This is a genomic window from Sodalis glossinidius str. 'morsitans' (genome assembly GCF_000010085.1).
In the GTDB taxonomy this organism is placed as follows: domain Bacteria; phylum Pseudomonadota; class Gammaproteobacteria; order Enterobacterales; family Enterobacteriaceae; genus Sodalis; species Sodalis glossinidius.
Genome location: NC_007712.1, coordinates 279,410 through 303,150 on the forward strand (window position 1 = coordinate 279,410; position 23,741 = coordinate 303,150).

Genomic DNA, 23,741 nt, shown 5'->3' on the forward strand with positions numbered 1-23,741 from the left:
GGAAACCGCAATGACTGCGATATATCTGGCGTCTGCCTCGCCCCGGCGCAGGGAATTACTGGCGCTGCTGGATGTCCCTTTTGCGGTGATTGCCGCCCGGTGGAAGAGCGGCGCAGGTCCGGCGAAAGCGCGCTAGACTACGTGCAGTGGCTGGCGTGCGAGAAAGCGTATGCCGGCGTGGCCTGCGCGCCGGAATCCCGGCCAGTGTTGGGCGCCGACACCATAGTGGTGCTCAAGCAACAGGTGTTGGAAAAGCCTCAGGACTGTGGACATACCCGGCAAATGCTGGCGCAGCTTTCCGGCCAGCGCCATCAGGTGATAACCGCGGTGGCGCTGGCTGATACCGAGCGGGTAATGAGCCGTGCGGTCGATACGCGGCAGTTATCATGCCGTGGTGGGCTTGCCGCTGGTGGAAACCTGGGAACTGCTCGGTGAATTCAACGCTCAGATATGAGCAAGAGGAATCTATGACAGCTGAATTACTGGTCAATATCACGCCCTCCGAAACTCGGGTTGCCTATATCGATGGCGGCATCCTGCAGGAAATCCATATCGAGCGGGAAGCGCGGCGCGGTATTGTCGGTAATATTTATAAAGGGCGGGTCAGCCGCGTGCTGCCGGGTATGCAGGCGGCGTTTGTCGATATCGGCCTGGATAAAGCCGCCTTTCTGCACGCTTCGGATATTATGCCCCATACCGAATGCGTGGCCGGCGAAGAACAAAAGAATTTTCAGGTACGGGATATCGCCGAGCTGGTGCGCCAGGGGCAGGATATTATGGTTAAGGTGGTGAAGGATCCCCTCGGAACGAAAGGGGCGCGACTGACCACCGATATCACGCTGCCATCGCGTTATCTGGTCTTTATGCCCGGCGCCGCCCATGTGGGTGTATCGCAGCGTATTGATAGCGAGGCGGAACGCGAGCGATTGAAACAAATAGTGGCTCAGTATTGCGACGAGCAGGGCGGATTTATCATCCGTACCGCGGCTGAAGGTATCGGCAGTGAAGAGCTGTCTCAGGATGCCGCCTTTCTCAAACGGCTCTGGACCAAGGTCATGGAGCGCAAGCGCCGCAATCAGACCCGTTATAGGCTGTACGGGGAGTTAGCCCTCGCCCAGCGTATTCTGCGGGACTTCGCCGGTGCGGCGCTGGACCGAATCCGCGTCGATTCACGACTGACGCACGAATTACTGCTGGAATTTACCGCCGAATATATTCCCGAGATGACCGCCAAGCTGGAATATTACAGCGGCAAACAACCGATTTTCGATCTCTACGATGTGGAAAATGAAATCCAGCGCTTGCTGGAACGTAAGGTGGAGTTGAAATCCGGCGGCTATCTGATCATCGATCAAACCGAGGCGATGACCACTATCGATATCAATACGGGCGCCTTCGTCGGCCACCGCAATCTTGATGAAACGATCTTCAATACCAATATCGAAGCGACGCAGGCCATTGCGCGCCAGCTGCGGCTGCGTAATCTCGGCGGGATCATCATTATTGATTTTATCGATATGAGCAATGAGGAGCACCGTCGGCGGGTGCTGCATTCCCTTGAGCAGGCGCTGAGTAAAGATCGGGTGAAAACCGGTATCAACGGTTTCTCGCAATTGGGACTGGTGGAGATGACACGTAAACGCACACGTGAAAGTATTGAACGTGTGCTGTGTAGCGAGTGTCCTACCTGTCACGGCCGCGGAACGGTGAAAACCATCGAATCGGTGTGCTATGAAATCATGCGCGAAATCGTGCGCGTCCACCATGCCTATGACTCCGATCGTTTTCTGGTCTATGCCTCGGCTGCGGTGGGTGAGGCACTCAAAAGCGATGAATCTCACGCGTTGGCGGAGGTGGAAATTTTCGTCGGCAAGCAGGTGAAGGTGCAAATCGAGCCGCTCTACAGCCAGGAGCAGTTTGATGTGGTGATGATGTAAGCCGTTGCCCTCATGCAGATCCGTAACCAGTAAAAGCCGTCACGTCGGACGTGACGGCTGCGCAACAGCAAGCAAGGAAACAGGCGTGAAGCGACTACCGGGGATACTGATGGCAATTGGCGTCACCCTGATCGTCCTGGTGGCGTTGACGGTTAGCGCGCTGCGTCTGGCGTTGCCTCACCTGGATCGCTTCCGTCCACAAATTGTTTCCGTATTGAATCGCGCTTTCGATGCCGATATTCAGTTGCGACAGTTAAAGAGTAGCTGGCAATCCTTTGGACCCACACTGGACATTGGCGGCATTGATGCCGCTACCGCCGACGAGCGGCTGCACGTGCAGCGCGTCACGCTGGCGCTGGACGTGTGGCAATCTTTGTTGCACTGGCGCTGGCAGTTCCGCGATGTCACCTTTTACCGCCTGCAATTGGATCTTAATACCACGTTGATGGGACGGGATCACCGCGGTAGCCCTATCAGTTCCGATCGCTTTTCCAATCTTTTCCTGCGTCAGTTCGATCATTTTATCCTGCGCGGAAGCCAGATCACCTTTTTGACCCCTTCGGGAGAGCGGACCCGGCTTTCCGTACCGCAGCTCACCTGGCTTAATACCCTCAACCGTCACCGTGTAGAAGGCAAGATCAGCCTATCGAGTACCGAGGTGCAGCAGGGGGCTATCGACGTGCGCATGGATCTGCACGATCAGCAGGGGCTGCTCGATAACGGCAAGGTGTATCTGCAGGCCCGTGATGTCGATCTCAAGCCGTGGTTCAGCCAACTGCTGCAGAGCAATACCGGCCTGCAAAGCGCCGATTTCAGTCTAGCGGCCTGGCTAACCCTCGAAAAGGGGGAGATCGCCGGTGCGGACGTGCTGCTCAGCCGTGGCGCGGCGCTCTGGCAGGACGGCGACCAGACGCATCGGCTCGACGTCGATCGGATGGCGCTCCATCTCAGCAAGCGGCAGAACGCCTGGCAGATGGAAGTTCCGACGCTGAATATTGCCACCGACGGCCAATCCTGGGCGCCCGCGGCGCTGTCCTTACTCTGGTTGCCGGCGAAACGGCATCTCTTTTTCCCCGATCGGGAAGGCGAGATCCGCCTGCGCGCCAGCAGGCTTGATTTGGAGCTATTCAGCCCGCTGCTGCCGCTTATTTCGGCGGTGACGCCGACGCTACGCGCCCGTTGGCATGATTTGCAACCGCGCGGCGAACTGTCCGCGCTGGCGCTGGACATTCCGCTTAACGACCCCGGCTCCACGCGTTTTCAGGCGCGCTGGCGCAGCCTCAGTTGGCAGACCTGGGAGTTGCTGCCGGGGGCGGAGCATGTCTCTGGCTCGGCAGAAGGCTCGCTGGCCACCGGCCGGTTGCAGCTCGCGCTGGACAACAGCACGCTCCCCTATCCGAGCATGTTCCGCGCGCCGCTGGCGTTGTCCCGCGCCCGTGCAACCTTTGACTGGCGTCATAACCCGCAGGAAGGGCTGGTGCTGTGGGGCCGTAATATCGATGCGCAGGCGCGATCGCTATGGGCCAACGGCGATTTCTATTTCCATAAGCCGGTAAAAGGCGAGCCCTGGCTGGATATCCTTGCCGGTCTGCGCCTGGACAATGCCGCCGACGCCTGGCGTTATTTTCCGGAGCCGCTGATGGGGACCCGTTTGGTGGACTATATGACCGGCGCGCTTAAGGGCGGTCAGGTCGATAATGCCACCTTGGTGTTTGCCGGCAGCCCCAGCCGGTTTCCGTTCAAACATAACGACGGGCAGTTCGAGGTGTGGGTGCCGCTCAAGCAGGCGGAATATGAGTTTGAACCCGGTTGGCCGCCGCTGACGCAGCTGGATATCGACCTGGATTTTGTCAACGACGGCCTGTTTATGCATGCGCCGCAAACCGCGCTCGGCGAGGCTAAGGGCAGCAATATCGCCGCCAGTATTCCCGATTATTCCAAAGAAAAGCTCTTGATCGACGTCGGCCTCAGCGGCACCGGCGATGCTATCCGCGACTATTTCCTGCAAACACCCCTCAAAGCGTCTCTCGGTAAAACGCTTAATGAGTTGCAGGTTGGAGGAGAAGTGCACGGCAATCTGCATTTGGATATTCCCCTTGACGGTCAGCTGGTGACCGCTGCCGGCAATGTAGCGCTACAGAATAATTCACTGTTTATCAAACCGCTCGGCACGACGCTACAGCGGCTAAACGGTAATTTCCATTACAGTAACGGGGATTTGGACAGTGCGCCGCTTGATGCGCAGTGGTTCGGCCAACCGGTCTCGGTGAATTTCACAACCAGGGAGAAGCCCACCGGCTTTGATGTGAACGTCGGCCTGAATGGGGACTGGGCGCTTAACCAACTGCCCGGGTTGCCGGACGCGCTGAAGACATCGGTCAACGGCCGCGCCGCCTGGCAGAGCGATATCGCCGTCGCTTTACCGCTGAAAGGGGACACACGCTATCAGGTCGCAGTGAAGAGCGATCTGAAAAATGTAAGCAGTCACTTGCCTCCTCCGCTGGATAAACCCGGAGGCCGGCCGTTTATGCTTGCGGTAAATGCTACCGGCGACCTGCGTTCCTTCCTGTTAAGCGGTCACGCCGGCGGCGGCAACAGTTTCAATAGCCAATGGCTGCTGGGGCGCCAGGTCACGCTGGCGCGCGGCGCCTGGGCGGACGGCGGCAAGATACCACCGTTGCCGGCGGACCGCAGACTGACGCTGTCGCTGCCGGCGCTCGACGGTGAAAAATGGCTGGCGCTGCTCAAATCGCCGACCCCACCGGGGGATCCGCTATCGGCTGCGCGTTTTCGTTATCCCGATTCGCTGACGCTGCATACCCCGGTCCTGACCCTGGGCGGCCAGGTCTGGCATCAACTGGCGCTGACCCGCAGTAATGTTGCCGGCGGCAGTAAGGTGGCTGTGAAGGGAAAAGAGATTAAGGGCACGCTGACCATGGCCGCGAACGCGCCCTGGCGCGCTGATCTGGCCTATCTCTACTACAACCCGACATTTGCTACCGCCGGCGGGGATGATGGCGCATCCCCCACGAAACAGCTTTTAAGCGACAGCGATACCTTCGCCGGCTGGCCCGCGCTGTCTTTCACCTGCCGCCAGTGCTGGATTAAAGGGCAGAATCTGGGGCAGATCAGCGCCACTATCCAACCGCAGCAGGACACACTGATGCTCACCGGCGGAGTTATCGATACTGGCAACGCGCGGCTGACCGCCGAGGGTAGCTGGCTGCACAACCGCCGCGAGAACCGGACCTCGCTGAAAGGCACGCTGGCGGGGAAAGATATCGGCGCCGCGGCCGATTACATCGGCATGGATTTGCCGCTGCGCGAGGCGCCCTTTCACCTCAATTATGATTTACACTGGCGCGAGGCGCCCTGGCAGCCCGATATCGCCAGTCTGAACGGGGTGCTGCACAGCCAATTGGGCAAAGGCAAAATCGACAACATCAGCAGCGGCAGCGCCGGGCGCCTCCTGCGGTTGATCAGCTTTGATGCACTGCTACGTAAATTGCAGTTTGATTTTAGCGACACTTTCGGCAAGGGATTTTATTTTGACTCGATCAAAGGTACCGCCTGGTTAAAAGAAGGTACCTTACATACCAACGACCTGCTGATTGACGGCCTGGAAGCGGATATCGCCATGACCGGCGATGTTGATTTGAATCGCCAGCGCATCGACATGGAAGCCGTGATCGCGCCTGAAATTTCGGCAACGGTTGGGGTGGCGACGGCATTCGTGATTAACCCAGTGGTGGGGGCCGCGGTCTTTGCCGCCAGCAAGGTGCTGGCGCCCTTATGGAGTAAGCTATCGCTTATTCGCTACCACATTAGCGGCAGCCTGGAAGAGCCGAGAATACAGGAAGTTTTACGTCAGCCGCGGGCGTCGGAGGCCAAGTCGAAATAAAAGCCGGTTATTTGACGCCGACAGGGAATTGCCGCAGTCTATAAAAATGACGCAAGCTTGTATTCGAGCCGTGGCGGGTCAAATTCATTTATTTGAGAGCGAGAACCTATGAGCCTGACGTTAGTCAGTGATCATTTACTTTCTGCTAATCGTCTGCAGCATGAGCATCTTTTCTCATTGCTGGAGCAGATGAGCGCACGGCGTCTGGACTATGCCGATCTTTATTTCCAGTCAAGTTATCACGAAGCCTGGGTCATTGAAGACGGCATTATCAAAGAAGGGTCGTATAACATCGACCAGGGCGTGGGCGTGCGGGCGATAAGAGGCGAAAAAACCGGTTTCGCCTATGCCGACCAAATCACTCTCGCGGCATTGAATCAAAGCGTGATGGCCGCGCGCAGTATCGTCAGCGAAGCGGGCAACGGCCGAGTGCAAACCTTGGGCGCGGTGGTCTACCGCCCCCTGTACCCGCCACTGGATCCGCTCAGCAGCCTGCCGCGCGAGGAGAAAATCGCGCTGCTGCATCCGGTTGATAAGGCGGCGCGCGCTGCCGATGCGCGCGTCCAGGAGGTCACGGCCAGTCTGTCGGGGGTTTATGAGCAGATCCTGGTCGCCGCGACGGACGGCACGCTGGTAGCGGATGTGCGCCCGTTGGTACGTCTGTCCATCAGCGTGCAGGTGGAGCAGGACGGTAAACGCGAACGCGGCGCCAGCGGCAGCCGTTTTGGCTACGATTTCTTCCTCGAAGACGTTGACGGTGAGGTGCGGGCCGACAGCTGGGCGCGGGAAGCGGTGGGACATGGCCTGGATGGCGATTTTAACCGCCGCGGCAGCTCGGTGTCCAGTGGCCAGATGGGCAAGCTGGTGGTTTCTGAACTCTGCACGGTGGTTGACGATGGCACGCTCGCCGGCCTGCGCGGCTCGCTGGAGATCGATGATGAAGGCGTGCCGGGACAATATAATGTCCTGATCGAAAACGGCCGGCTGAAAGGGTATATGCAGGACAAACTCAATGCCCGGCTGATGGGGGTTGCGCCTACCCGGCAACGGCCGGCGCGAGTCTTATGTGCACTTGCCGATGCCGCGTATGACCAATACTTACATGCTGGCAGGTCAATCGACGCCGGAGGAGATTATCGCCAGCGTGGAGCGGGGCATTTACGCGCCCAACTTTGGCGGTGGACAGGTCGATATTACCTCCGGCAAGTTCGTTTTCTCTACCTCGGAAGCCTATTTGATTGAGAATGGACGCGTTACCACGCCGGTGAAGGGGGCGACGCTTATCGGGTCCGGCATTGAGGCGATGCAGCAAATCTCGATGGTGGGTAACGATCTGGCGCTGGACAAGGGGGTCGGCTTTGCGGTAAAGAGGGCCAAAGCCTGCCGGTGGGTGTGGGCCAGCCGACGCTGAAGCTGGATAAAATCACCGTGGGTGGTACCGCCTGAGCTGCTGCGCTAGCGCCGCAAGATACTTAGCTTGCGCGGCAGGCCTCTCAAGCGTCTCACGCCACCGTGCTTGCCGGGTTTTACCCTCCGCTGTCCTGACGGAAGGTCTGGTACATTTCCGTCACCCTGTTGAAATAGTCGGTCAAATAGTTAATGCACACTTGTACTTTGAGCGGCAACTTATCACGCGTCGTATAGACTGCGTAGACAGGCCGTGGATCGGAGTGATAACGGCTGAATAATATCTCGACATTGCCGCGTCTTATCTCGTCCAAAACCCACATGATTGGCACATAACAAATGCCTGCGCCGGCGATAAGCCAGCGAATCAGAGTCTGGGAGTCGTTGGTGACAAAGCGATCGGCCGGTGACAGATGCAGCGTACTCCCTTCCGGCGTCATAAGCTCAAACTCGCTGTCGGGACGCACGTCATACTCCAGCCAAGAGAAATTGGCTATATCGCCGGGTTTTTCCGGCGTGCACCACTGTGCCAGATAGCTTTTGGCGGCGCACACCACCATCGGCATAATTCCCACCCGGCGCGAAAACAGTCCGGAATCCTGCAGCGTGTCCACCCGGACCACCAGATCCAGGCCGTCGGCGATAAGGTCCGGCGCCGGAATGCCGGTCACCAGATTGACCGACAGGCCGGGATACTCCTTCAGCATTGTGGCGGTTATCGAGGCCAGGACATTATGGGCCAGCATCGACGAGCTACCGATGCGCAAAGTACCGATAGGAGTATTGTTAAAGGCGAACAATTGCTCGTACACCTCTTTGAATTCCTGCAACATCCGCCGACAACCCTGATAGTAAATCTTGCCGGCTTCGGTAAGACCGATGCTGCGGGTACTGTGGTTGAGCAGCTTAACCTGCAATTCATTTTCCAGTTTCGCCACGGTCTGACTGACGGATGAGATGCTCATTTGCAGTCGGCGGGCGGCGCTGGTAAACGAATTGGCCTCCACCACCGGGCGAAGATTAGCATGCGTTTTAGTCTCTCCATTATTCACTCTGGCTTAAAAGGGATTTATATCACGTTATGTTGAAACCGCTGGAATGTACAGGATAATATAGCAGCGTTGGTTCAGTGTATTGCGCCTATCAGCCTGTAATTATCCATTAGTTTATTAGCTTTTAATAAATAGTAACAATTTAAACGGACTGGACACGATCGGCTTACCGCCGCCTCTTCCGGAAAGCGTCTTCATTTCCCCCGACGGGGTTCTATACTCATCCTGAGCGCGACCGGGGGATGACGGTCTTTTGCCGTGAAAATTATGCCAGGGCGGCGCAGGGCACTTAGGAACCTGCACGGTTACAGTCAAAGGAAAACGTATGAGTTTGCTTCCGGTCATGGTGATTTTCGGCCTGTCCTTTCCACCGGTATTATTCGAGATGATTCTCTCGCTGGCGTTGTTTTTTGCGCTGCGCAGGTTTTTGTTGCCCAGCGGAATCTATGATTTTGTCTGGCACCCGGCCTTATTCAATACCGCGCTGTATTGCTGTGTTTTTTATTTGATTTCCTGTCACTCTGGTGCTGATTGCCGCTATCGCTATTTTCCGTGCCTGGTCCTTTTATACCGAATCGCCCTGGACGCGGGACGCCAAATTCACCGCCGATGTGGTGGCCATTGCGCCGGACGTCAACGGCCAGCTCAGCGCCGTGCCTATTCGTGATAATCAACCGGTAAAAAAGGCGATTTGTTGTTGGTCGTCGATAAGCCGCGGTATCAGGAAGCGCTGGCGCAAGCGGACGTGAGTTACTATCAGGCGCTGGAGGAGGAGAAAAAACGCGAAGCGTCGCGGCAGCGCAGCCTCGGAACCAATGCCATGTCCCAGGAACAAATCGATCAGGCCAGCAACGATTTTTCGACCGTCAGCCATCAACTGGCCAAAGCCATCGCGGTGCGGAATCTGGCCAGGCTGGATCTGGCGCGCACCGAGGTGCGGGCACCGGCGGACGGTTGGGTCACCAATCTGAATGTACACGCCGGCGAGTTCATCACCCGCGGCTCGGTAGCGGTTGCTTTGGTGAAAAAAACACCTTCTATTTGCTGGCCTATATGGAAGAGACCAAGCTGGAAAGGGTGCGGCCGGGCTATCGTGTGGAAATCATGCCGCTTGGCAGTAACCGCATCCTCACCGGTACCGTCGACAGTATCGCCTCCGGGGTCAACAACAGCAGCAGTGCGGTGGACAGTAAAGGCCTCGCCAGCGTGGATTCCAATCTGGAATGGGTGCGCCTGGCGCAGCGGGTCCCGGTAAAAATTCTGCTTGATAAGCAGCAAGGCGATCTCTACCCGGCAGGGACGATCGCGACGGTGGTCATTACCGGCCGGCGCGACGGCCAGCCCGGGCGAGTGTCTCCTTTGATGCAGCTGATTCACCGCCTGAGCGAGTTCGGTTAACCGGTGGCCCGCTAATGCTGCAACCTCTCTTTTTCCACTGGCGCTTCGCTTGCAAGCTGACGTTTGCCATTCTGTTGGCGTTGGTACTCGGTTTTCATTTTCAGCTGCAAACGCCGCGCTGGTCGGTTCTCACCGCAGCCATCGTTACCGCCGGCCCGGCCTTTGCCGCCGGCGCCATCCGCCACCGCGGTATGTTGAGAATTATCGGTACGTTTATCGGCTGCTTGGGTGCGCTGGTGATTATTATTTTGACCATCCGCGCGCCGGTGGTGATGCTATTATTGAGCTGCATCTGGGCCGGTCTGTGCATGTGGATTTACTCGCTGGTGAAAGTGGAGAACTCGTATGCCTTCGGCCTGGCGGGCTACACCACACTGATTATTATCGTCGGCATTCAAAGCTTCCCGCAGATGGAACCGCAGTTCGCCGTGGAACGCGTTAGCGAAATTGTTCTGGGCATTGTTTGCGCCATTTTGGCCGATATCCTCTTTTCACACCGTTCCATCAAGCGCGATATCGCTCATGCGCTGTATAAGCTGTTGATTGACCATTATCGCCTGCTGCAACTGTGTGTGAGCAACGCGCCGAAAGAAGAGATGGATAATGCCTGGGGCGCGCTGGTGAAAGCTACCAATGCCTTATCGGGCATGCGCAGCAACTTGATGATGGAATAGGCCCACTGGTAGGCCAGCAATCAGCGGCTTATCGCCATCAATACCCTGTCGCTCACGCTGATTACCCAGGCGTGCGAAACGCTGTTGATCCTGCAAAATCATCCCGACTATGTAAAGTCTCATCTCCTGTTGCTACTGAGCGAGCCGGCTGATACGGTGGGTGCAATTCATCGCCGGATGAAGCTGATGCGTCAGGTGATCGCCGCCACGCCAACGCGGGATACACCGCAAACTCTTTATACTTGGGTGGGTAGCGCGACGCGCTACCTGCTGCTGATGAAGGGAGTGAAGACCAACGCACGGATAAGCGGCGTTGAGGCGTCGGTACTTGCCACTCAACAAGAGGTGAGCGCCCCCTCCCACGAAGGGCGGCATGCGGATGATCAACGGCTTGCGTACCGGTATCGCCACTGCGCTCGGCTGCCAACCCGCTTCTGGTGGCGAAAGATTTTGTGATCGGCATGTCGGCGGCGCTGCCCACCGGCGCGCTGTATTACATGTTGATCATGCCCTCGACCCAGCAGAGCTTGTTATTGCTCTGTATTGCCCTGGGCATTTTGGCTTTCATCATCGGTATCGAAGTCCCAAAACGGCGTCTCGGGACGCTAGGCACCCTGGCAGGCACTATCAATGTTCTGGTGCTGTCGAACCCGATGTCCTTCAATATCAGCACCTTTCTCGACAGCGCCATCGGCCAGCTTATCGGTTGTGTTCTGGCGATGTTGGTCATTTTACTGATTCGCGACGCCACGAAGCAGCGCGCGGGACGTATCCTGCTCAACCGCTTTGTCTATGGTGCGGTTTCGGCAATGTCCACCAATAAGACGCGACGGCGGGTCAATCACTTGCCGTTGCTGTATCAGCAGCTGTTTCACCTGATGGCGATCTTTCCCGGAGATGTGGCCAAATATCGCCTGGCGCTGCTGCTGATTGTGGCGCATCAGCGGCTACGCAGAGCGGATATCCCGGTCAATGAGGATTTGTCGGCCTGGCACCGTCAGATTCGTGCGATTGCCGATCAGGTCCTGGTCTCGCGCTCCGATCCGCGCCGCAGCCGTAAATTCGATCAACTGCTCGAAGAGATGCGCGTTTACCGGCATAAGCTGGAGGTGTATCAGGTCGCACCGGACATCATCGCCTAGGTAGAGCGCCTGACCGATATTCTCCGGCGCTACCGCCACGCCCTGAGCGGTTAACGCGGCGCTGGTATCCGCGGACAGGGTGTTATCCTCGCGACCGTGCGGGATAGGGCGACAACGAGTCCCACTACTCATGCAGGTAGCACCAGCGCCGCTGGCTCATTTCCTCCTGCCGCACCCGCGCGAACCCGGCGCCGGCAACTATACTGATAGCTAACAGCGTTTTTCTCCCCGGCAGGGACCTCTTTTCATCGCGAGGACACCATGACAGATCACGCAACGCTTCAGGCGCATACTTTGTTCCATACCGGCTATTTTATCAATGGCCAATGGCATACGTCCTACACCACCTTTGATGTGGAAAATCCGGCCACCGGCGAAGTCCTTGCCCGGGTTGCCAAAGCGGGCAAAACAGAAACCGATGCGGCCATTGCCATTGCCATTGCCGCGGCGGCCTTTCCAGCCTGGCACGCCAAAACCGCGAAAGAGCGTTCAGAGGTGCTCTACCGCTGGTATCAGCCCATCATGGAGAATCAACCCTATCTGGCGAAACTGATGAGCGCCGAGCAGGGCAAGCCTGTCAAGGAAGCCGCCGGCGAAGTAGCGTATGCCGCCAGCTTTATTCAGTGGTTTGCCGAACAGGCCAAGCGGGTCAACGGCGAAATCATTCCGCCCGCCAAAGCCCACTCGCGCATATTCGCCACCCGCGAGCCGGTAGGCGTAGTCGCGGCTATTACCCCCTGGAACTTCCCGATGGCGATGCTTACCCGCAAGCTCGGCCCGGCACTGGCAGCAGGTTGTACGGCGCTGGCGCAGCAGGCCGGCGTGCCGAACGGGGTTCTCAACGGGGTTGCTGGCGATACACATGCGATTAGCGATGCCATTATGGCCAGCAGCACCGTGCGTAAGGTGACGCTCACCGGGTCGACCGACGTCGGCAAAACGCTCATGCGCAATGTGGCCGATACCATGAAAAAAATCTCCATGGAGCTGGGCGGTAATGCCCCGTATATTGTGTTTGACGAAGCTGATATTACAGCCGCAGTGGCCGGCGCCATGGCCAACAAATTTCGTAATGCGGGGCAGGTGTGCGTCAGTGTCAACCGTTTCTTTATTCAGGACGGCGTCTACGATCGATTCGTTACGCAGCTGGCGCAGGAAGTGGAAAAACTGACCGTGGGCAATGGCGCCTAGGACGGAGTGGTAGTCGGGCCGCTCATTAATCGCGCCGGGGTGGAAAAAGCCTAGGAACATGTGAATGATGCGCTGGCGAAGGGTGTGCGCGTGTGATAACGGGCGGTAAACGCCACCCGCTGGGCGGCAATTTTTTCCAGCCCACGGTGCTGGCCGAGGTGACCGACGACATGCAGCTGGCGCGCGAGGAGACCTTTGGCCCGGTTGCCGCCTGCTTCCGTTTTATCGACGAAGAAGAGGTGATCCGGCGTGCCAATGACACCCCCTATGGTTTGGCCGCTTACTTTTACACCCGGGATCTGGCGCGGGTGTTTCGCGTGGCGGCGACGCTTGAGAGCGGCATGGTGGGCATTAATGAATGCGCGGTGTCTACCGAGCTTGGGCCGTTTGGCGGCGTAAAAGAGTCTGGCTTGGGGCGAGAAGGATCGGTGCTGGGCATGGAAGATTATTTGGAAGTCAAAACTCTGCACATCGGCGGACTCTGAGGGTGCCGGTGTCCGCCCACCCTTGCCGGCGGACACCGCCTATGCGCCCGTACGGGGAGAGAATAACCGGCTTAGCGGAGAGCGCCTTATGGAGAAAGTATCCTTCGATTTTAATCACATAGCCGATCTTCCGGCTTTTTATCGCCAATTCGCCATTAGCGAGCCTTATGATGCCAATCTTGACGGCCTATGGCGGACGGTAATGAGCCATTTGCCGTTGCCGGTGGCAATTGAGTTTCTGCATCTCAATGTGCTGACAGACGGCAGCTGCGCCTGACGCCAAGGGACGCGGCGTTAGTCCGCCTCGGACAGGGTGTGCAAGTATTGGTAAAGTTGGCGCGCGGTTTTTGGCGGTTTTTTGGCCGCCTTCTCTTTCTGGGCATTGCGTACCAGCGCCCGTAACTGCTGGCGGTCGGCCTGCGGATAATGTTCTAGCACTTGTGCAATGGCGTCGTCGCCCTGCGCAAGCAGCTTGTCGCGTAGTATTTCAAGCTTATGAAACAAGGTGATCTGCTGGTTATGGCGATTCTTCAGTTTATCCAGCGCCTGCTGGATAGGCTCCGGATCCCGGGCGCGCAGCATCTTCCCGATAAGCTGAATTTGCCGGCGCTGCCCTTCGCGCTTGATGCGCTGCGCCAGCGCGATGGCGCAGCGCAGGTCATCGTCCAGCGGGATTTTTTCCAGCGCATTTTTACCGAGTGACACCAGCTCAACGCCTAACTGTTTTAGCGTCTCGGCGTCGCGTTTGATTTCACTCTTGCTGACCCAGATTATTTCATCTTGCTCATCGTCCTGCTGCTGCAAAGACTGTGGGTCCTGCCACTCTTCCGGCTGTTTATTCATAGGTGTTCCTCAAAAAGAGGCTCATCCTAGCAGGTTGCCTCGGATTCTCAACGGCATTATTTCACCGTGCGACGTTTAAACGCCAATTTTCTCTGCCTGTTACCGCACGATGTCAAGGCCGCCCATAAGCGCCGGATGAGCCCGACTGCGAGGGTCAGGAGCGCCGTCACGGCGAAGGACGAGCGGCGAGCGCGAGCCTAATCCGCGCATTGAGGGTGGTTTGCCGGCGGTCTCCGCCTGCCGTTCTTCCTTCGCGCACACAGTGCCAAATGCAGTACGGACTGTTAGACTGAAGGCATGATGCAAAGCGGTATCAGATTGGCTGACCGCATAATTTGATTTTGCCGGGCGTGCGGCGAGATTCCCTCTAGCGGATAATGCTCTATGAATAATAGCGGAACTATGAATTTAGTCACCCAGGTCGCCCAGTAACGCACACTTTTGGAAAACGCGGTCGCTCAGGCGCTGGAGCGCGCCGGTTCGGACGGGGCGGAAGTGGCGGTGACCAAAACGACCGGTATCGGCATTAGCACCCGCTATGGCGAGGTGGAGAATGTCGAATTCAACAGCGATGGCGCTCTGGGGATTACCGTTTATTATCAGCAGCGCAAAGGCAGCGCTTCCTCCACTGATCTCAGTCAGGATGCTATTGCCCGCACCGTCGTCGTCGCGCTGGACATTGCTCGTTACACTTCACCTGATCCCGCCTCCGGGCCGGCGGAAAAAACGCTGCTGGCGTTCGAGGCGCAGGATCTGGATTTATTCCACCCCGCCGAGCTGGACGCCGAACGCGGGATTGCCCTGGCCGCCGAGGCCGAACAGACGGCCCTTAAAAGCGATAAGCGTATTACCCATACCGAAGGGGGCAGCTTCAACAGCCATTTCAGCACCCGTGTGTTCGGCAATAGTCACGGCATGTTGCAAAGCTACAGCAGCAGACGTCACTCTCTCTCCTGTAGCGTCATCGCCGAAAGCGGCGGCGATATGGAGCGCAATTATGCCTATACCCTTGGCCGCGCCTTCGGCGATTTGCGCTCGCCGCAGTGGGTGGGTGAGGAGTGCGCGCGCCGCACGCTGGCGCACCTTAATCCACGTAAACTGCCGACCATGGAGGCGCCGGTACTGTTTGCCGCCGAAGTTGCCACCGAATTGTTTGGCCATCTCGTCGGGGCCATCAGCGGCGGTAATGTGTATCGTAAGTCGACTTTCCTGCTCGATTCGCTTGGTAAGGCCATTTTGCCCGATTGGCTCTCCATTCAGAAGTGACCTCATCTGCGCAAAGGACTGGCCTCGTCGCCATTTGACAGTGAAGGGGTGAGAACCAGCGATCGTGCCATCGTGCAGGACGGCGTGCTCAACACCTGGTTGCTCGGCAGTTACGCGGCGCGCAAGCTCGGCCTTGAGAGCACGGGACATGCCGGCGGTATACACAATTGTCGGATAACACATCAGGTGATCGATTTCGCCGGCCTGTTAAAACAGATGGGGCGCGGATTGGTCGTGACGGAACTGATGGGGCAGGGGAGTCAGCGCCATCACCGGCGATTATTCCCGTGGCGCCGCCGGTTTCTGGGTGGAAAACGGCGAAATTCAATACCCGGTCAGAGAGATAACCATCGCCGGCAACCTGAAAGAGATGCTGCGCAATATCGTCAGCATCGGCAGCGATACCGAGACCCGCAGCAATATCCAATGCGGTTCAGTGCTGCTGTCGGCGATGAAAATCGCCGGTCAATGACGCAAGCTTTGTGCCATGCTCAACCTTGTTGGCCGGTGAGAATAATCATGCTTCGATGACTGAATTGTCGGTCAACGATGAGATTTTTACTCGCAGACGAAGATCGCCGGCCAATGATACCGATAATTGGCTTCGGCCTACCATCACCTGTTAATAACGGATACTCACCATGATCCTTGTCGCCACCGGTATGAGAAGGTTATTCCTCGCGGTGTTGCCGCTTCTGGCCGTTTCGTTCGTCACCGCGGCGACGGCGCGGGAGCTGAGCGAAGATATGGATATGATTGCCGCCAATTACAGCGCGGTCCTTCACACCGATAATCCGGCCACTCTGAAACAGGCGCTGGCGGATATGTACGCTGCGGCCGCGGATGCTCGCGACGCGACCCCGCCGAAACTACGCGGGCAAGCGCCGGAAAGCCCGCAAATGCAGGACTATCGGCGGGGTATCGATACGTTGCTTGGACAAATTGAGCAGGCGCAGGCAAAGGTGGAGAAAGGCGATATAGAGGGCGCGAAACAGGTCGCGGGCCAGTTCAAGCAGACCCGCGATGAGAATCATGCCAAGTTTCGCTAAATTGGGCCCGTCACGTTATTCCCGGTTTTGCTGATAAACCGACAGGTGCGTCCATTGCGTCCATACTGCACTCAGCAGCGGAACGGGCAGGCCGGCGTGGTTGGCACGGGCTTTCAGATCACCGATGATCTGATCGGCCTCCACGGCGTTACCGGCTATCAAATCCCGATAAAGGGAAGAGGTCATGGGCGACCCCTGTTGGCTCAGCAGGTCGGTGGTTTCCGCGATGACATCATCACGCCGCCGGTAGCCGCCGGCCTCTGCGATCGACACCACCTCCGCCACCAGCGCGCGCGAAGGCTGGCCCGCCGGGCGCCGCCGCGACCTGGCCGATGGTGCCGCGCATCAGGCAGGTGATGCCGCCCAGGCTCGATAACAGTATCCACTTTTCCCATAGCGCGGTGGTAATTGACGGGATGGCGCAGGCGTCAAAACCGGCGTTGCCCAGGGGCCGCGTCGACGCGCGCCAGCCGTTCCGTACGCCTATCATCCAGCTCGCCATAACAGAGCTGATGCAGCTCGTCCATTGCCGCCGCCAGCGAGAAGGCTTTTACCGATAACAGGATCAGATCATAATGACTAGTGAGGCTGCCGGCTTCCACCAGCGCTGGCTGCAGCGTCACATTGCCGCTGGGGCTTAAGATATGCAGGCCGTTCTGCCGCAGCGTTTGCGCCCGCTGCCGGCGCCTACCACTAATATGCGCATTGCCCTCACCTTATCCAGCCGAAAAGAGGCGACCCGCCGCCAAATTTTTCATTGCCATTAATTGCTAACATAAAGCGATCGCGCGCGTATCGCAACCGAGGGCGAAATGCCCTGACCCGCGCCGCGGTCGCGTCAGGGCTGCCACAGCGGATCTTTACCGTCAAGTTTTGCGATCGAGGAAGAAGGCGGCGCTTATCAGCGCCAGATGCGTTAGCGCCTGCGGCGTATTACCTAGCGCGTAGCCGCGTCGGTTAAACTCTTCGGCGATATAGCGCCTTACCAGACCATCATGCACCAGATGGGCGCGGATGGCGTCCAGGGTTGCCAAACAGTCGGGATCGGTGGCGCTGACAAAGCGGAACAGCGGCATCAGCAACATCGATGTGTCCAAATCTTTGCCGTGGCGGGTGGTGGCACGGGCTTTGTCCCAGCGGTCGTAGGGCATTATCCGGGCGCTCCAGCACCATATGCGTCAGCGTGCCGTAAGTGACTTTTTCGCCGTGGGTCAGGTGATGAATATTCCTCTGAATGGCGGTAAAGCCGTTGTGAATCGCATGGGCGCCCGCCAGACCGCCGTTTTCAAAACCCAGCCCGGAAAGCAGAGTATTGGCTTCCACCACCGCCTCCACCGCGGGCGTGACCTTGCGCATCGCAACCGCCTGGGCTTCCACGTAGGTCGCCAGGCCATCGGCGATGCCCGAGGCAAACAGTCGCACCGGCGCCTGGGCGCAGACGGCGGTATCCACCAGCACCAATTCCGGATTTTTAGTGTAAAAACGGTAACTGTCGAACACGCCGTCGTTGCTATAAATGACCGACAGCACGGAGCATAGGTGGAGGCGACGGTCGGCACAATGGCCACCGGATGTTTCATTCATCCACGACCGCCTTGGCGGTATCCAGCGTTTTGCCGCCGCTGAGACCGACCACAACGGCGGTTTGCTCATCGCGAGCCACCTTCGCCAGACGGAGGATTTCGTTGCCCGATGCCTCGCCGTTAAAACGTTCATAACGGTAGGAGATGTCGGCTGTTTTCAGCGTGGCCTGCACCCGTTCCCCGGTAATGCCCCACACCACATCGTCCGCAATGAGAAAGGCTTTGCTGCCCAAAGCGGACAGGTAATTACCCAATTCATCCGGGATGCCGCTACCCTGAACATACTTTACCGGTGACGAAAAGATAAAGTTTCTCATAGTTTTTTACCTCGGTCTTTGTTGATAATAGGAGCCGGCGGGCACCGGCGTGTGCCAGGGTAGACAGTTGCTACGATTGTAGTACAGACGGGCGGATAGTGAGGGACTGAATATGCCTAAGGCCGTTTTCAATAAAGGGCGCGATCCCCGAAGGTGCTGACTGTCGGCTGACGATGACGCTAAAAACATAATAAGCTGGTAAGATTGTTGACGCCACCCTGCATTCGCCGGCGATGGAAGATTTGCGACGCGACCGGTCCCCGGCACGTGTGGCTGCTGCTTAACGATTACGAGATAAATTACGCTATGCCTAGGTTTTCCAATTGTTGTATGAAGGCTTTTTGGATCCTTCTTTTCAGCGTCATGCTGGCGTTTGGCACTCTCTCAACCGGGGCGCGTGCGGATGACGCGCCGGAGGCCGCCGGCGACAGCGCCCTGCAATTAGCCAGCGACGCCGATACCCTGATGACAGCGTTGCAGCCCGATCGCACGCAGCTACAGGGACAGCTGGACGTGCTGGGGCCGCCGCCGGCTGGCCAGTTTCTCCGACGATGTGGCCGACGCCTGGCAGCAAGCCTGGTCCCCGGAATGGCGCTTCGGCTCCGCCGCATTGCTGGTGCTGCTGGTGTGGGGGTTCAGCTCGCGTTGGCTGGATAAACCCCTTGGCTGGTTCAGTATCCATGTTCTGCCCGAAGGTCGCCTGCGCCGCAGCTTTCTCGCCTGCTCCACCGCGCTGGTCACCGTGTTGAGCGTAGGGGTAGGGGCGTAATTGCTTTATTGGCTGCTCACCCGTCTGCCGGATGTGTCCGACGAACTGGTGGATTTTGCCGATGGCGTGCTGCGTTTAACGTTTTTTGCCTCGCTCATCGCCGGGCTGGGCCGTGCGTTTTTATCCAACCATCGACCTTCCTGGCGCCTGCCGGCGATCCTTGACGCCATTGCGCTTGCCATGAAGCTGCCGCCGCTGCTGGCCACGTTCGTGTTGATTTCAGGCGCTATTGAGCAGCTCAACAGCAGCGTCGGCACCAGCGTGTCCACGACCCATTTTCGGCTATGGGCTTTCGGCGCTGCTCGCGGCTATCGGCAAAACGCTGCTGATTGTGTTTGGCGCCGTGGCCCTGATCAACGGTAATTTCGGCTCCACCACGCCGTTGGCGTTGTTGCATAAAGTGCTCGAAGTTTGGGACGGCAAAGGGCTTGAAAAGCTCAATATCGTCCCCGCCCATGTTTTGAACGCCCTGATCTTTCTGGCAATCGCCCTCTATGTCCTGCGCTCCGCCAGACGCTGGCTGGAAAAAAATTTCCTGCCGAAGACCATGATGGAACCGGGAATGCGTTTCTCGCTGGTGACGCTGTTTAGCAATGTTGGCTATGTGTTGGGATCCTGCTGGCGCTGTCCACCCTCGGCATACAGTGGAATAATCTGGCCTGGATCTTCAGCGCGCTGTCGGTGGGGATCGGTTTTGGTCTGCTGGAGGCCTCGCGAGCACGAAGCTATCCAAAGCGCGCCGGCGCCCTCGGTCACTTTCAGCCAGTTGACGCCGTTGGGTATCGTACTGAGCGTGACCGGTTTCGTCAGCAGTCCGCGCGTAGTGGCATAAACCAAAAGCGATCTGCTGTTCGAGATCCTAAAGCGCCTGCGTGCCGACGGCATTACGCTGTCGATGCCGCAAAAAATGATTGTAGAGAACGCCAACGTTACCTCTGCGACGCCGACCGAAGCCTGATCCTTCCCTCGCCGACCTGTGAGCGGGCCTGCACAGGCCGGCGCTATAAGCAGGGTGCTGCGGGCGCGGCGCCGTCTGTGACGGCGTTAGCCATCATGGGGCGGTAGTTTGCTGGCCTTCTCCCAGACTACTCTGCATCAACAGGGTATCTACCCAACGGCCATGTTTAAAGCCCACCGCCGTCAGCTGTCCTATCAATTGAAGCTTTTGATGCAAACGTAACGAGGCATGATTTTCCGCATTGCCGATAATCGCCAACATCTGACGCCAGCCACCCTGTTCCGCCCGAATAATGGCCTCGCGCAGCAGTAACGAGCCGAGTCGGCGTCCGGATTTGGCCGGATGAATATACACGGAATCCTCGACGGTGAAACGGTAGGCGTAACGGGGACGATAAGGGGAAAGATAACAATAGCCCAGCAGTTCGCCGTCTTGCCGGGCCGCAAGCCAAGGCAGCCCTTGCGCCTTTACCGCGCGGTATAGCGGCCCATCATATCATTTAGCTACGGCGGCTCGGTCTCGAAACTGGCGATACCGTGTTGCACATGCCAGGCATAAATATCACGGATAGCAAGCAGATCCGTTGCTTGGGCATCGCTGATGAGAATAGCCGAATGTGTCACTGTACCCCCTGAAAGATGTTCTGTTGTTAATAACAGATAACACGAATAATAGTTAAACCTAGCCTCGCCAAACTATTAGCGCCATAACAAAAATGTCGTCGCAGCCAAACGCCCACGTGGCCTGCCTGTCGCCAGGATTTTGGCGGCGGCAACCGGCTGTCTCCAGACAGTGCCGCTAGCCGTTATCAGCGCTATCGGGTCGTGACGATATTTAATTAGTATGGTATTGATTTATGTATGTCACAAGGTGATCGATGAATAAAAAATGGATCGCATGTTTTTCATGTAACAAATGTAATAAGTGCCACCATATTCCCGTGGCAACCCCCTTTTGTTAAACTCAAACGGCTGATAATACTATTGTGCTGGGGAGCTGATGACCCATGGAAGAGATGTCATCGCACGCGTGTATGGCCTCAAGTAGTTAGCGTCGTAGTAAACCATAGGAGACAGTGAGGAAACAATGAATATTGCGCATTATCTCGAATTGCAGGGCATGAAAAAAGGCAGACTGGAGGGATTGATGGAAGGCATGCGCAAAGGGATGCTTGAAGGGTTGCTGGAGGGCATGGACAAGGGCAGGTTGGAAGGCAAGAAAGAAGGTCGCAGACAAGCCACGCTAAGCATCTGCATGCGGAATATTTCATAAAATTAGTTTAATAGGTTCTTTACCTTATTCCATTCTCCGTTAAAATGGGAAGGCGCCTTCATTCTGTTAATCGTGAATAATTAGTTTTACTTAATAATTATTAATAACATCGGAATAACCGAAAACCAAAACTGAATTAGGGTGATTCTGAATTGTTATCGCTCTCAGGCTAAGAAAAAAGCCGCGCGGAAATATTGTTTCCATAAAAATCCAAGTAAGGTTTAGTCTTACAGCGCTATCATATAATTGAAAGAAAATTGCTCTGTAAATACCGAAGTCGTTAAGAGTTATTATCAAATCTGGTGTATGGCGATCAGGCTACGCTCTGCTCTGATGCTTCGTGAATCTGTTCTCCATCCTGAAATTGGACGTTGTTTACCACCAGGGTCAGCAGGTCAAATCCTCTTAGCCGGTTCCAGCTTTTCTGAGCAGACTGGAGCAGCTTAAATACCATTGACAGGGTGGTTTCTCTCGAACCACACTTCTTTGCGCGTCTGCTTCGTAGCCTCACAGTCGCAAACGTAGCGCGTATCGCTTAAATCACGCAGGCACCATTGCCTGTGCTCTTCAAGCCATTGCTGTTTTAGTCTGCTGATGGTACTCGCGGAGAGGCCGTGGGCTTTTTCACCGAGTAGCGCCCCAGGGCTTCATGAAAATCACCGGTGGATATGTCTCGCAGGTACAGCCATGGCAGCAACGCGCTGTTGAAGCATATTCCGTCGCCGCTGCGATCCCTGACCTTAGGCACTTTAATTTCAACATCGCCAATACCCGTCTGTATGGTTCGCTGTGGTAAATAACCGTTACGGACGACGGCATGACGCCCATCGTCAAGACGGCGTTCAGCATGGCTTCGAGCTCAGCCTCAACGACGGCGGCCATCAGTTGTCTGGCACCATGACGGATGAGTTCATGCAAGGGCTCACTGGTAATATCTGGTTCTGCGGAGACACCTGTAGGGTAGACTTTTTCATGGCGTATCATTTCTCTGTTGTTGAAATCATCCACGGAATCAATCAGCAGGATACGCCACCCTCTCCGAAACCTCATACACCAGAAATGAGCATAACTCCCCACATAAGCGATATAGGTTAGTATTTTGTCTGCACGGACTAAAGAATTACACCCTTTACCACCTATGATAACTCCTGATTCTATGACAATAAGTTTATCGCATATAAAAATGCAAAAATACGCTTAGTTCAGCATGCTGAACCAGGTTAGGGTAAGGAAACGTGATCTAATATATGTTTTATGAGATGCGTCGTGTTTTGGCGAACAGATCACTACCGTCATTTCAATATCAGCACTCCATGGCAAAGCAAAAGTTTAAAATAACCAACTGGTCCACTTACAACAAAGCTCTCAAGCAGCGCGGGGCTCTGACGATATGGCTGGATGAGTCGGCAATTGTTGCATGGACGGAAAAAACAACGCCTGAACGGGGCGTGGCCGGCCGCTTCACTACGCATATGGCTATCACCACTGTTCTGATCGATGAAACGCGTGTTTGGCCTTTCGTTAAGGGCTTTACAGGGCTTCGTTAACGCCATTTTTAAACTGATGGTGCTGCCGCTAAGATGCCCAGACTACTCGCTGATCAGCAAGCGAGCAAAGACAGTTAAGATCAGCATAAAAACACCGACCCGTGGTGAAATCTCACCTCTAGTCATTGACGGAACCGGCCTGAAGGTCTTTGGCGAAGGCGAATGGAAAGTCCGACAGCATGGTGCCGACAGACGGAGGGTGTGGCGTAAGCTGCATATGGCCGCAGACAGTGTAACGCATGAGATTATCTGTGCTGACTTATCGCTCAGCGGTACGACGGATACTCAGGCCCTACCAGCTCTGATAAACCAGACCCAGCGGAAAATCAGGGAAGCGTCGGCTGATGGCGCTTACGATACCCGCTACTGTCATGATGCGCTGCTGAGGAAGAAAATAAGGCCTCTTATTCCTCCACGGGGTGAGGCGCAATATTGGCCAGACCGATACCATGAGCGTAACTACGCCGTTGTGAATCAGCGTCTAAGCGGCAGTAACGATGTATGGAAAAAGCAAGTGGGCTATCATTGACGCTCAGTGGCTGAAACAGCTATATTCCGGTTCAAAACGCTTCTGGGCGCTCATCTAAGTCTACGTGACTATGATGCGCAGGTAGGTGAGGCAATGGCGATGGTCAAAGCGCTTAACAAAATGACGCTGTTAGGAATGCCGAACAGCATCCGGATCGCATAACAATCGATCTGCTAGGGGGGTGTAGTCACAAGTTCTGATTTATTCAACAAAGCCGTCCCGAGCATGATTTTTTTTGGGTTTAGCTCATCCCAAAATTCTGATATTTTATTATATAATGTGCACCGACGATACAGCATAACTTTGAAAAGGCCCCCTGCCTCGATTTAGCATAATCAGCTAATGGCCATCGCTCTCTCGCCACTGAATGCGATGAATGCGATCACTGATGTAGATAAATTTATATCTGTTTATAATATAG

10 protein-coding genes and 14 pseudogenes are annotated in these 23,741 nt (G+C 56.4%); 15 read left to right on the forward strand and 9 right to left on the reverse strand.

The features are described from left to right. Positions 1 to 10: 10 nt before the first annotated feature. The 4 genes and pseudogenes from SGP1_RS01425 to SGP1_RS01440 all read left to right on the forward strand — a co-directional run bounded on the left by SGP1_RS01425 (position 11) and on the right by SGP1_RS01440 (position 7,284). Positions 11 to 454: pseudogene (locus SGP1_RS01425) on the forward strand (Maf family protein). Positions 455 to 467: 13 nt separating this feature from the next. Beyond that, positions 468 to 1,937 carry a ribonuclease G gene (gene rng, locus SGP1_RS01430; protein ID WP_011410023.1) on the forward strand — a complete coding sequence of 490 codons (1,470 nt, stop codon included), beginning with the start codon at positions 468 to 470 and terminating at the stop codon, positions 1,935 to 1,937. 85 nt (positions 1,938 to 2,022) lie between these two features. Then, complete coding sequence (gene yhdP, locus SGP1_RS01435) at positions 2,023 to 5,838, forward strand: AsmA2 domain-containing protein YhdP (RefSeq protein ID WP_011410024.1); 3,816 nt, start codon at positions 2,023 to 2,025, stop codon at positions 5,836 to 5,838. Between the two features lie 108 nt (positions 5,839 to 5,946). Further along, positions 5,947 to 7,284, forward strand: a pseudogene (locus SGP1_RS01440) (metallopeptidase TldD-related protein). An 80-nt stretch (positions 7,285 to 7,364) separates the two neighbouring features. Here SGP1_RS01440 and aaeR read toward each other — a convergent pair. Continuing rightward, positions 7,365 to 8,290, reverse strand: a pseudogene (aaeR, locus tag SGP1_RS01445) (HTH-type transcriptional activator AaeR). Between the two features lie 332 nt (positions 8,291 to 8,622). On the opposite strand from aaeR, the pseudogene aaeX reads away from it, so the two are divergent. The 5 pseudogenes from aaeX to SGP1_RS01470 form a co-directional block, all read left to right on the forward strand. After that, positions 8,623 to 8,811: pseudogene (aaeX, locus tag SGP1_RS32370) on the forward strand (p-hydroxybenzoic acid efflux pump operon protein AaeX); the annotation flags it as partial. A 7-nt stretch (positions 8,812 to 8,818) separates the two neighbouring features. After that, positions 8,819 to 9,695, forward strand: a pseudogene (aaeA, locus tag SGP1_RS32375) (p-hydroxybenzoic acid efflux pump subunit AaeA). A gap of 14 nt (positions 9,696 to 9,709) precedes the next feature. After that, positions 9,710 to 11,511: pseudogene (locus SGP1_RS01460) on the forward strand (FUSC family protein). 261 nt (positions 11,512 to 11,772) lie between these two features. After that, a pseudogene (locus SGP1_RS01465) lies at positions 11,773 to 13,187 on the forward strand (NAD-dependent succinate-semialdehyde dehydrogenase). An 88-nt stretch (positions 13,188 to 13,275) separates the two neighbouring features. Further along, positions 13,276 to 13,437: pseudogene (locus tag SGP1_RS01470) on the forward strand (barstar family protein); the annotation flags it as partial. Between the two features lie 44 nt (positions 13,438 to 13,481). Here the strand turns inward: SGP1_RS01470 and yjgA are convergent. Next, positions 13,482 to 14,030 (reverse strand): ribosome biogenesis factor YjgA, encoded by a 549-nt coding sequence (gene yjgA / locus SGP1_RS01475; protein WP_011410029.1) that lies wholly within the window; start codon positions 14,028 to 14,030, stop codon positions 13,482 to 13,484. 441 nt (positions 14,031 to 14,471) lie between these two features. Between yjgA and pmbA the strand changes: the two are divergent. Both pmbA and cybC read left to right on the forward strand, forming a co-directional pair. Then, positions 14,472 to 15,768, forward strand: a pseudogene (gene pmbA / locus SGP1_RS01480) (metalloprotease PmbA). 169 nt (positions 15,769 to 15,937) lie between these two features. After that, positions 15,938 to 16,345, forward strand: a complete 408-nt coding sequence (gene cybC, locus SGP1_RS01485) for a cytochrome b562 (RefSeq protein ID WP_243466142.1) — start codon at positions 15,938 to 15,940, stop codon at positions 16,343 to 16,345. A 15-nt stretch (positions 16,346 to 16,360) separates the two neighbouring features. Here cybC and SGP1_RS01490 read toward each other — a convergent pair whose 3' ends face one another. The 5 genes and pseudogenes from SGP1_RS01490 to SGP1_RS26255 all read right to left on the reverse strand — a co-directional run. Beyond that, positions 16,361 to 16,618 (reverse strand): ketopantoate reductase C-terminal domain-containing protein, encoded by a 258-nt coding sequence (locus SGP1_RS01490; RefSeq protein ID WP_158302302.1) that lies wholly within the window; start codon positions 16,616 to 16,618, stop codon positions 16,361 to 16,363. Then, a complete protein-coding gene (locus SGP1_RS30505; protein ID WP_158302303.1) occupies positions 16,581 to 16,835 on the reverse strand; it encodes a hypothetical protein in 255 nt (84 codons plus the stop codon). Before SGP1_RS30505 ends, SGP1_RS01490 begins: the two co-directional genes overlap by 38 nt. Continuing rightward, a complete protein-coding gene (locus SGP1_RS01495) occupies positions 16,774 to 17,043 on the reverse strand; it encodes a 2-dehydropantoate 2-reductase N-terminal domain-containing protein (protein WP_083764631.1) in 270 nt (89 codons plus the stop codon). Before SGP1_RS01495 ends, SGP1_RS30505 begins: the two co-directional genes overlap by 62 nt. A 140-nt stretch (positions 17,044 to 17,183) precedes the next feature. Beyond that, a pseudogene (locus tag SGP1_RS26250) lies at positions 17,184 to 17,523 on the reverse strand (glycoside hydrolase family 15 protein); the annotation flags it as partial. Further along, a pseudogene (locus tag SGP1_RS26255) lies at positions 17,489 to 18,245 on the reverse strand (iron-containing alcohol dehydrogenase); the annotation flags it as partial. The pseudogenes SGP1_RS26255 and SGP1_RS26250, both read right to left, overlap by 35 nt. A 330-nt stretch (positions 18,246 to 18,575) precedes the next feature. On the opposite strand from SGP1_RS26255, the gene SGP1_RS36005 reads away from it, so the two are divergent. Next, positions 18,576 to 18,902, forward strand: coding sequence for a hypothetical protein (locus SGP1_RS36005; protein WP_424141132.1), 327 nt, complete (start codon positions 18,576 to 18,578; stop codon positions 18,900 to 18,902). After that, positions 18,889 to 19,972, forward strand: a pseudogene (locus SGP1_RS36010) (hypothetical protein); the annotation flags it as partial. The gene SGP1_RS36005 and the pseudogene SGP1_RS36010, both read left to right, overlap by 14 nt. Positions 19,973 to 20,065: 93 nt before the next feature. Here SGP1_RS36010 and SGP1_RS01520 read toward each other — a convergent pair. Beyond that, complete coding sequence (locus tag SGP1_RS01520) at positions 20,066 to 20,428, reverse strand: N-acetyltransferase family protein (protein ID WP_424141147.1); 363 nt, start codon at positions 20,426 to 20,428, stop codon at positions 20,066 to 20,068. Positions 20,429 to 21,058: 630 nt separating this feature from the next. Here SGP1_RS01520 and SGP1_RS01525 point away from each other — a divergent pair. Continuing rightward, entirely contained in the window at positions 21,059 to 21,244 is a 186-nt protein-coding gene (locus SGP1_RS01525) for a hypothetical protein (protein ID WP_041866530.1), read from the forward strand. 313 nt (positions 21,245 to 21,557) lie between these two features. Here the strand turns inward: SGP1_RS01525 and SGP1_RS26260 are convergent. Beyond that, a pseudogene (locus tag SGP1_RS26260) lies at positions 21,558 to 22,218 on the reverse strand (transposase). Between the two features lie 339 nt (positions 22,219 to 22,557). On the opposite strand from SGP1_RS26260, the pseudogene SGP1_RS26265 reads away from it, so the two are divergent. Continuing rightward, a pseudogene (locus SGP1_RS26265) lies at positions 22,558 to 23,482 on the forward strand (IS5 family transposase). Positions 23,483 to 23,741 lie beyond the last annotated feature (259 nt).

Bases quoted from the DNA above. Each gene is read 5' to 3' on its own strand.
- rng (WP_011410023.1), top strand. From the start codon at position 468: ATGACAGCTGAATTACTGGTCAATATCACGCCCTCCGAAACTCGGGTT.
- yjgA (WP_011410029.1), bottom strand. From the start codon at position 14,030: ATGAATAAACAGCCGGAAGAGTGGCAGGACCCACAGTCTTTGCAGCAG.
- cybC (WP_243466142.1), top strand. From the start codon at position 15,938: ATGATCCTTGTCGCCACCGGTATGAGAAGGTTATTCCTCGCGGTGTTG.
- SGP1_RS30505 (WP_158302303.1), bottom strand. From the start codon at position 16,835: ATGATAGGCGTACGGAACGGCTGGCGCGCGTCGACGCGGCCCCTGGGC.
- SGP1_RS36005 (WP_424141132.1), top strand. From the start codon at position 18,576: ATGAAGGCTTTTTGGATCCTTCTTTTCAGCGTCATGCTGGCGTTTGGC.
- SGP1_RS01525 (WP_041866530.1), top strand. From the start codon at position 21,059: ATGAATATTGCGCATTATCTCGAATTGCAGGGCATGAAAAAAGGCAGA.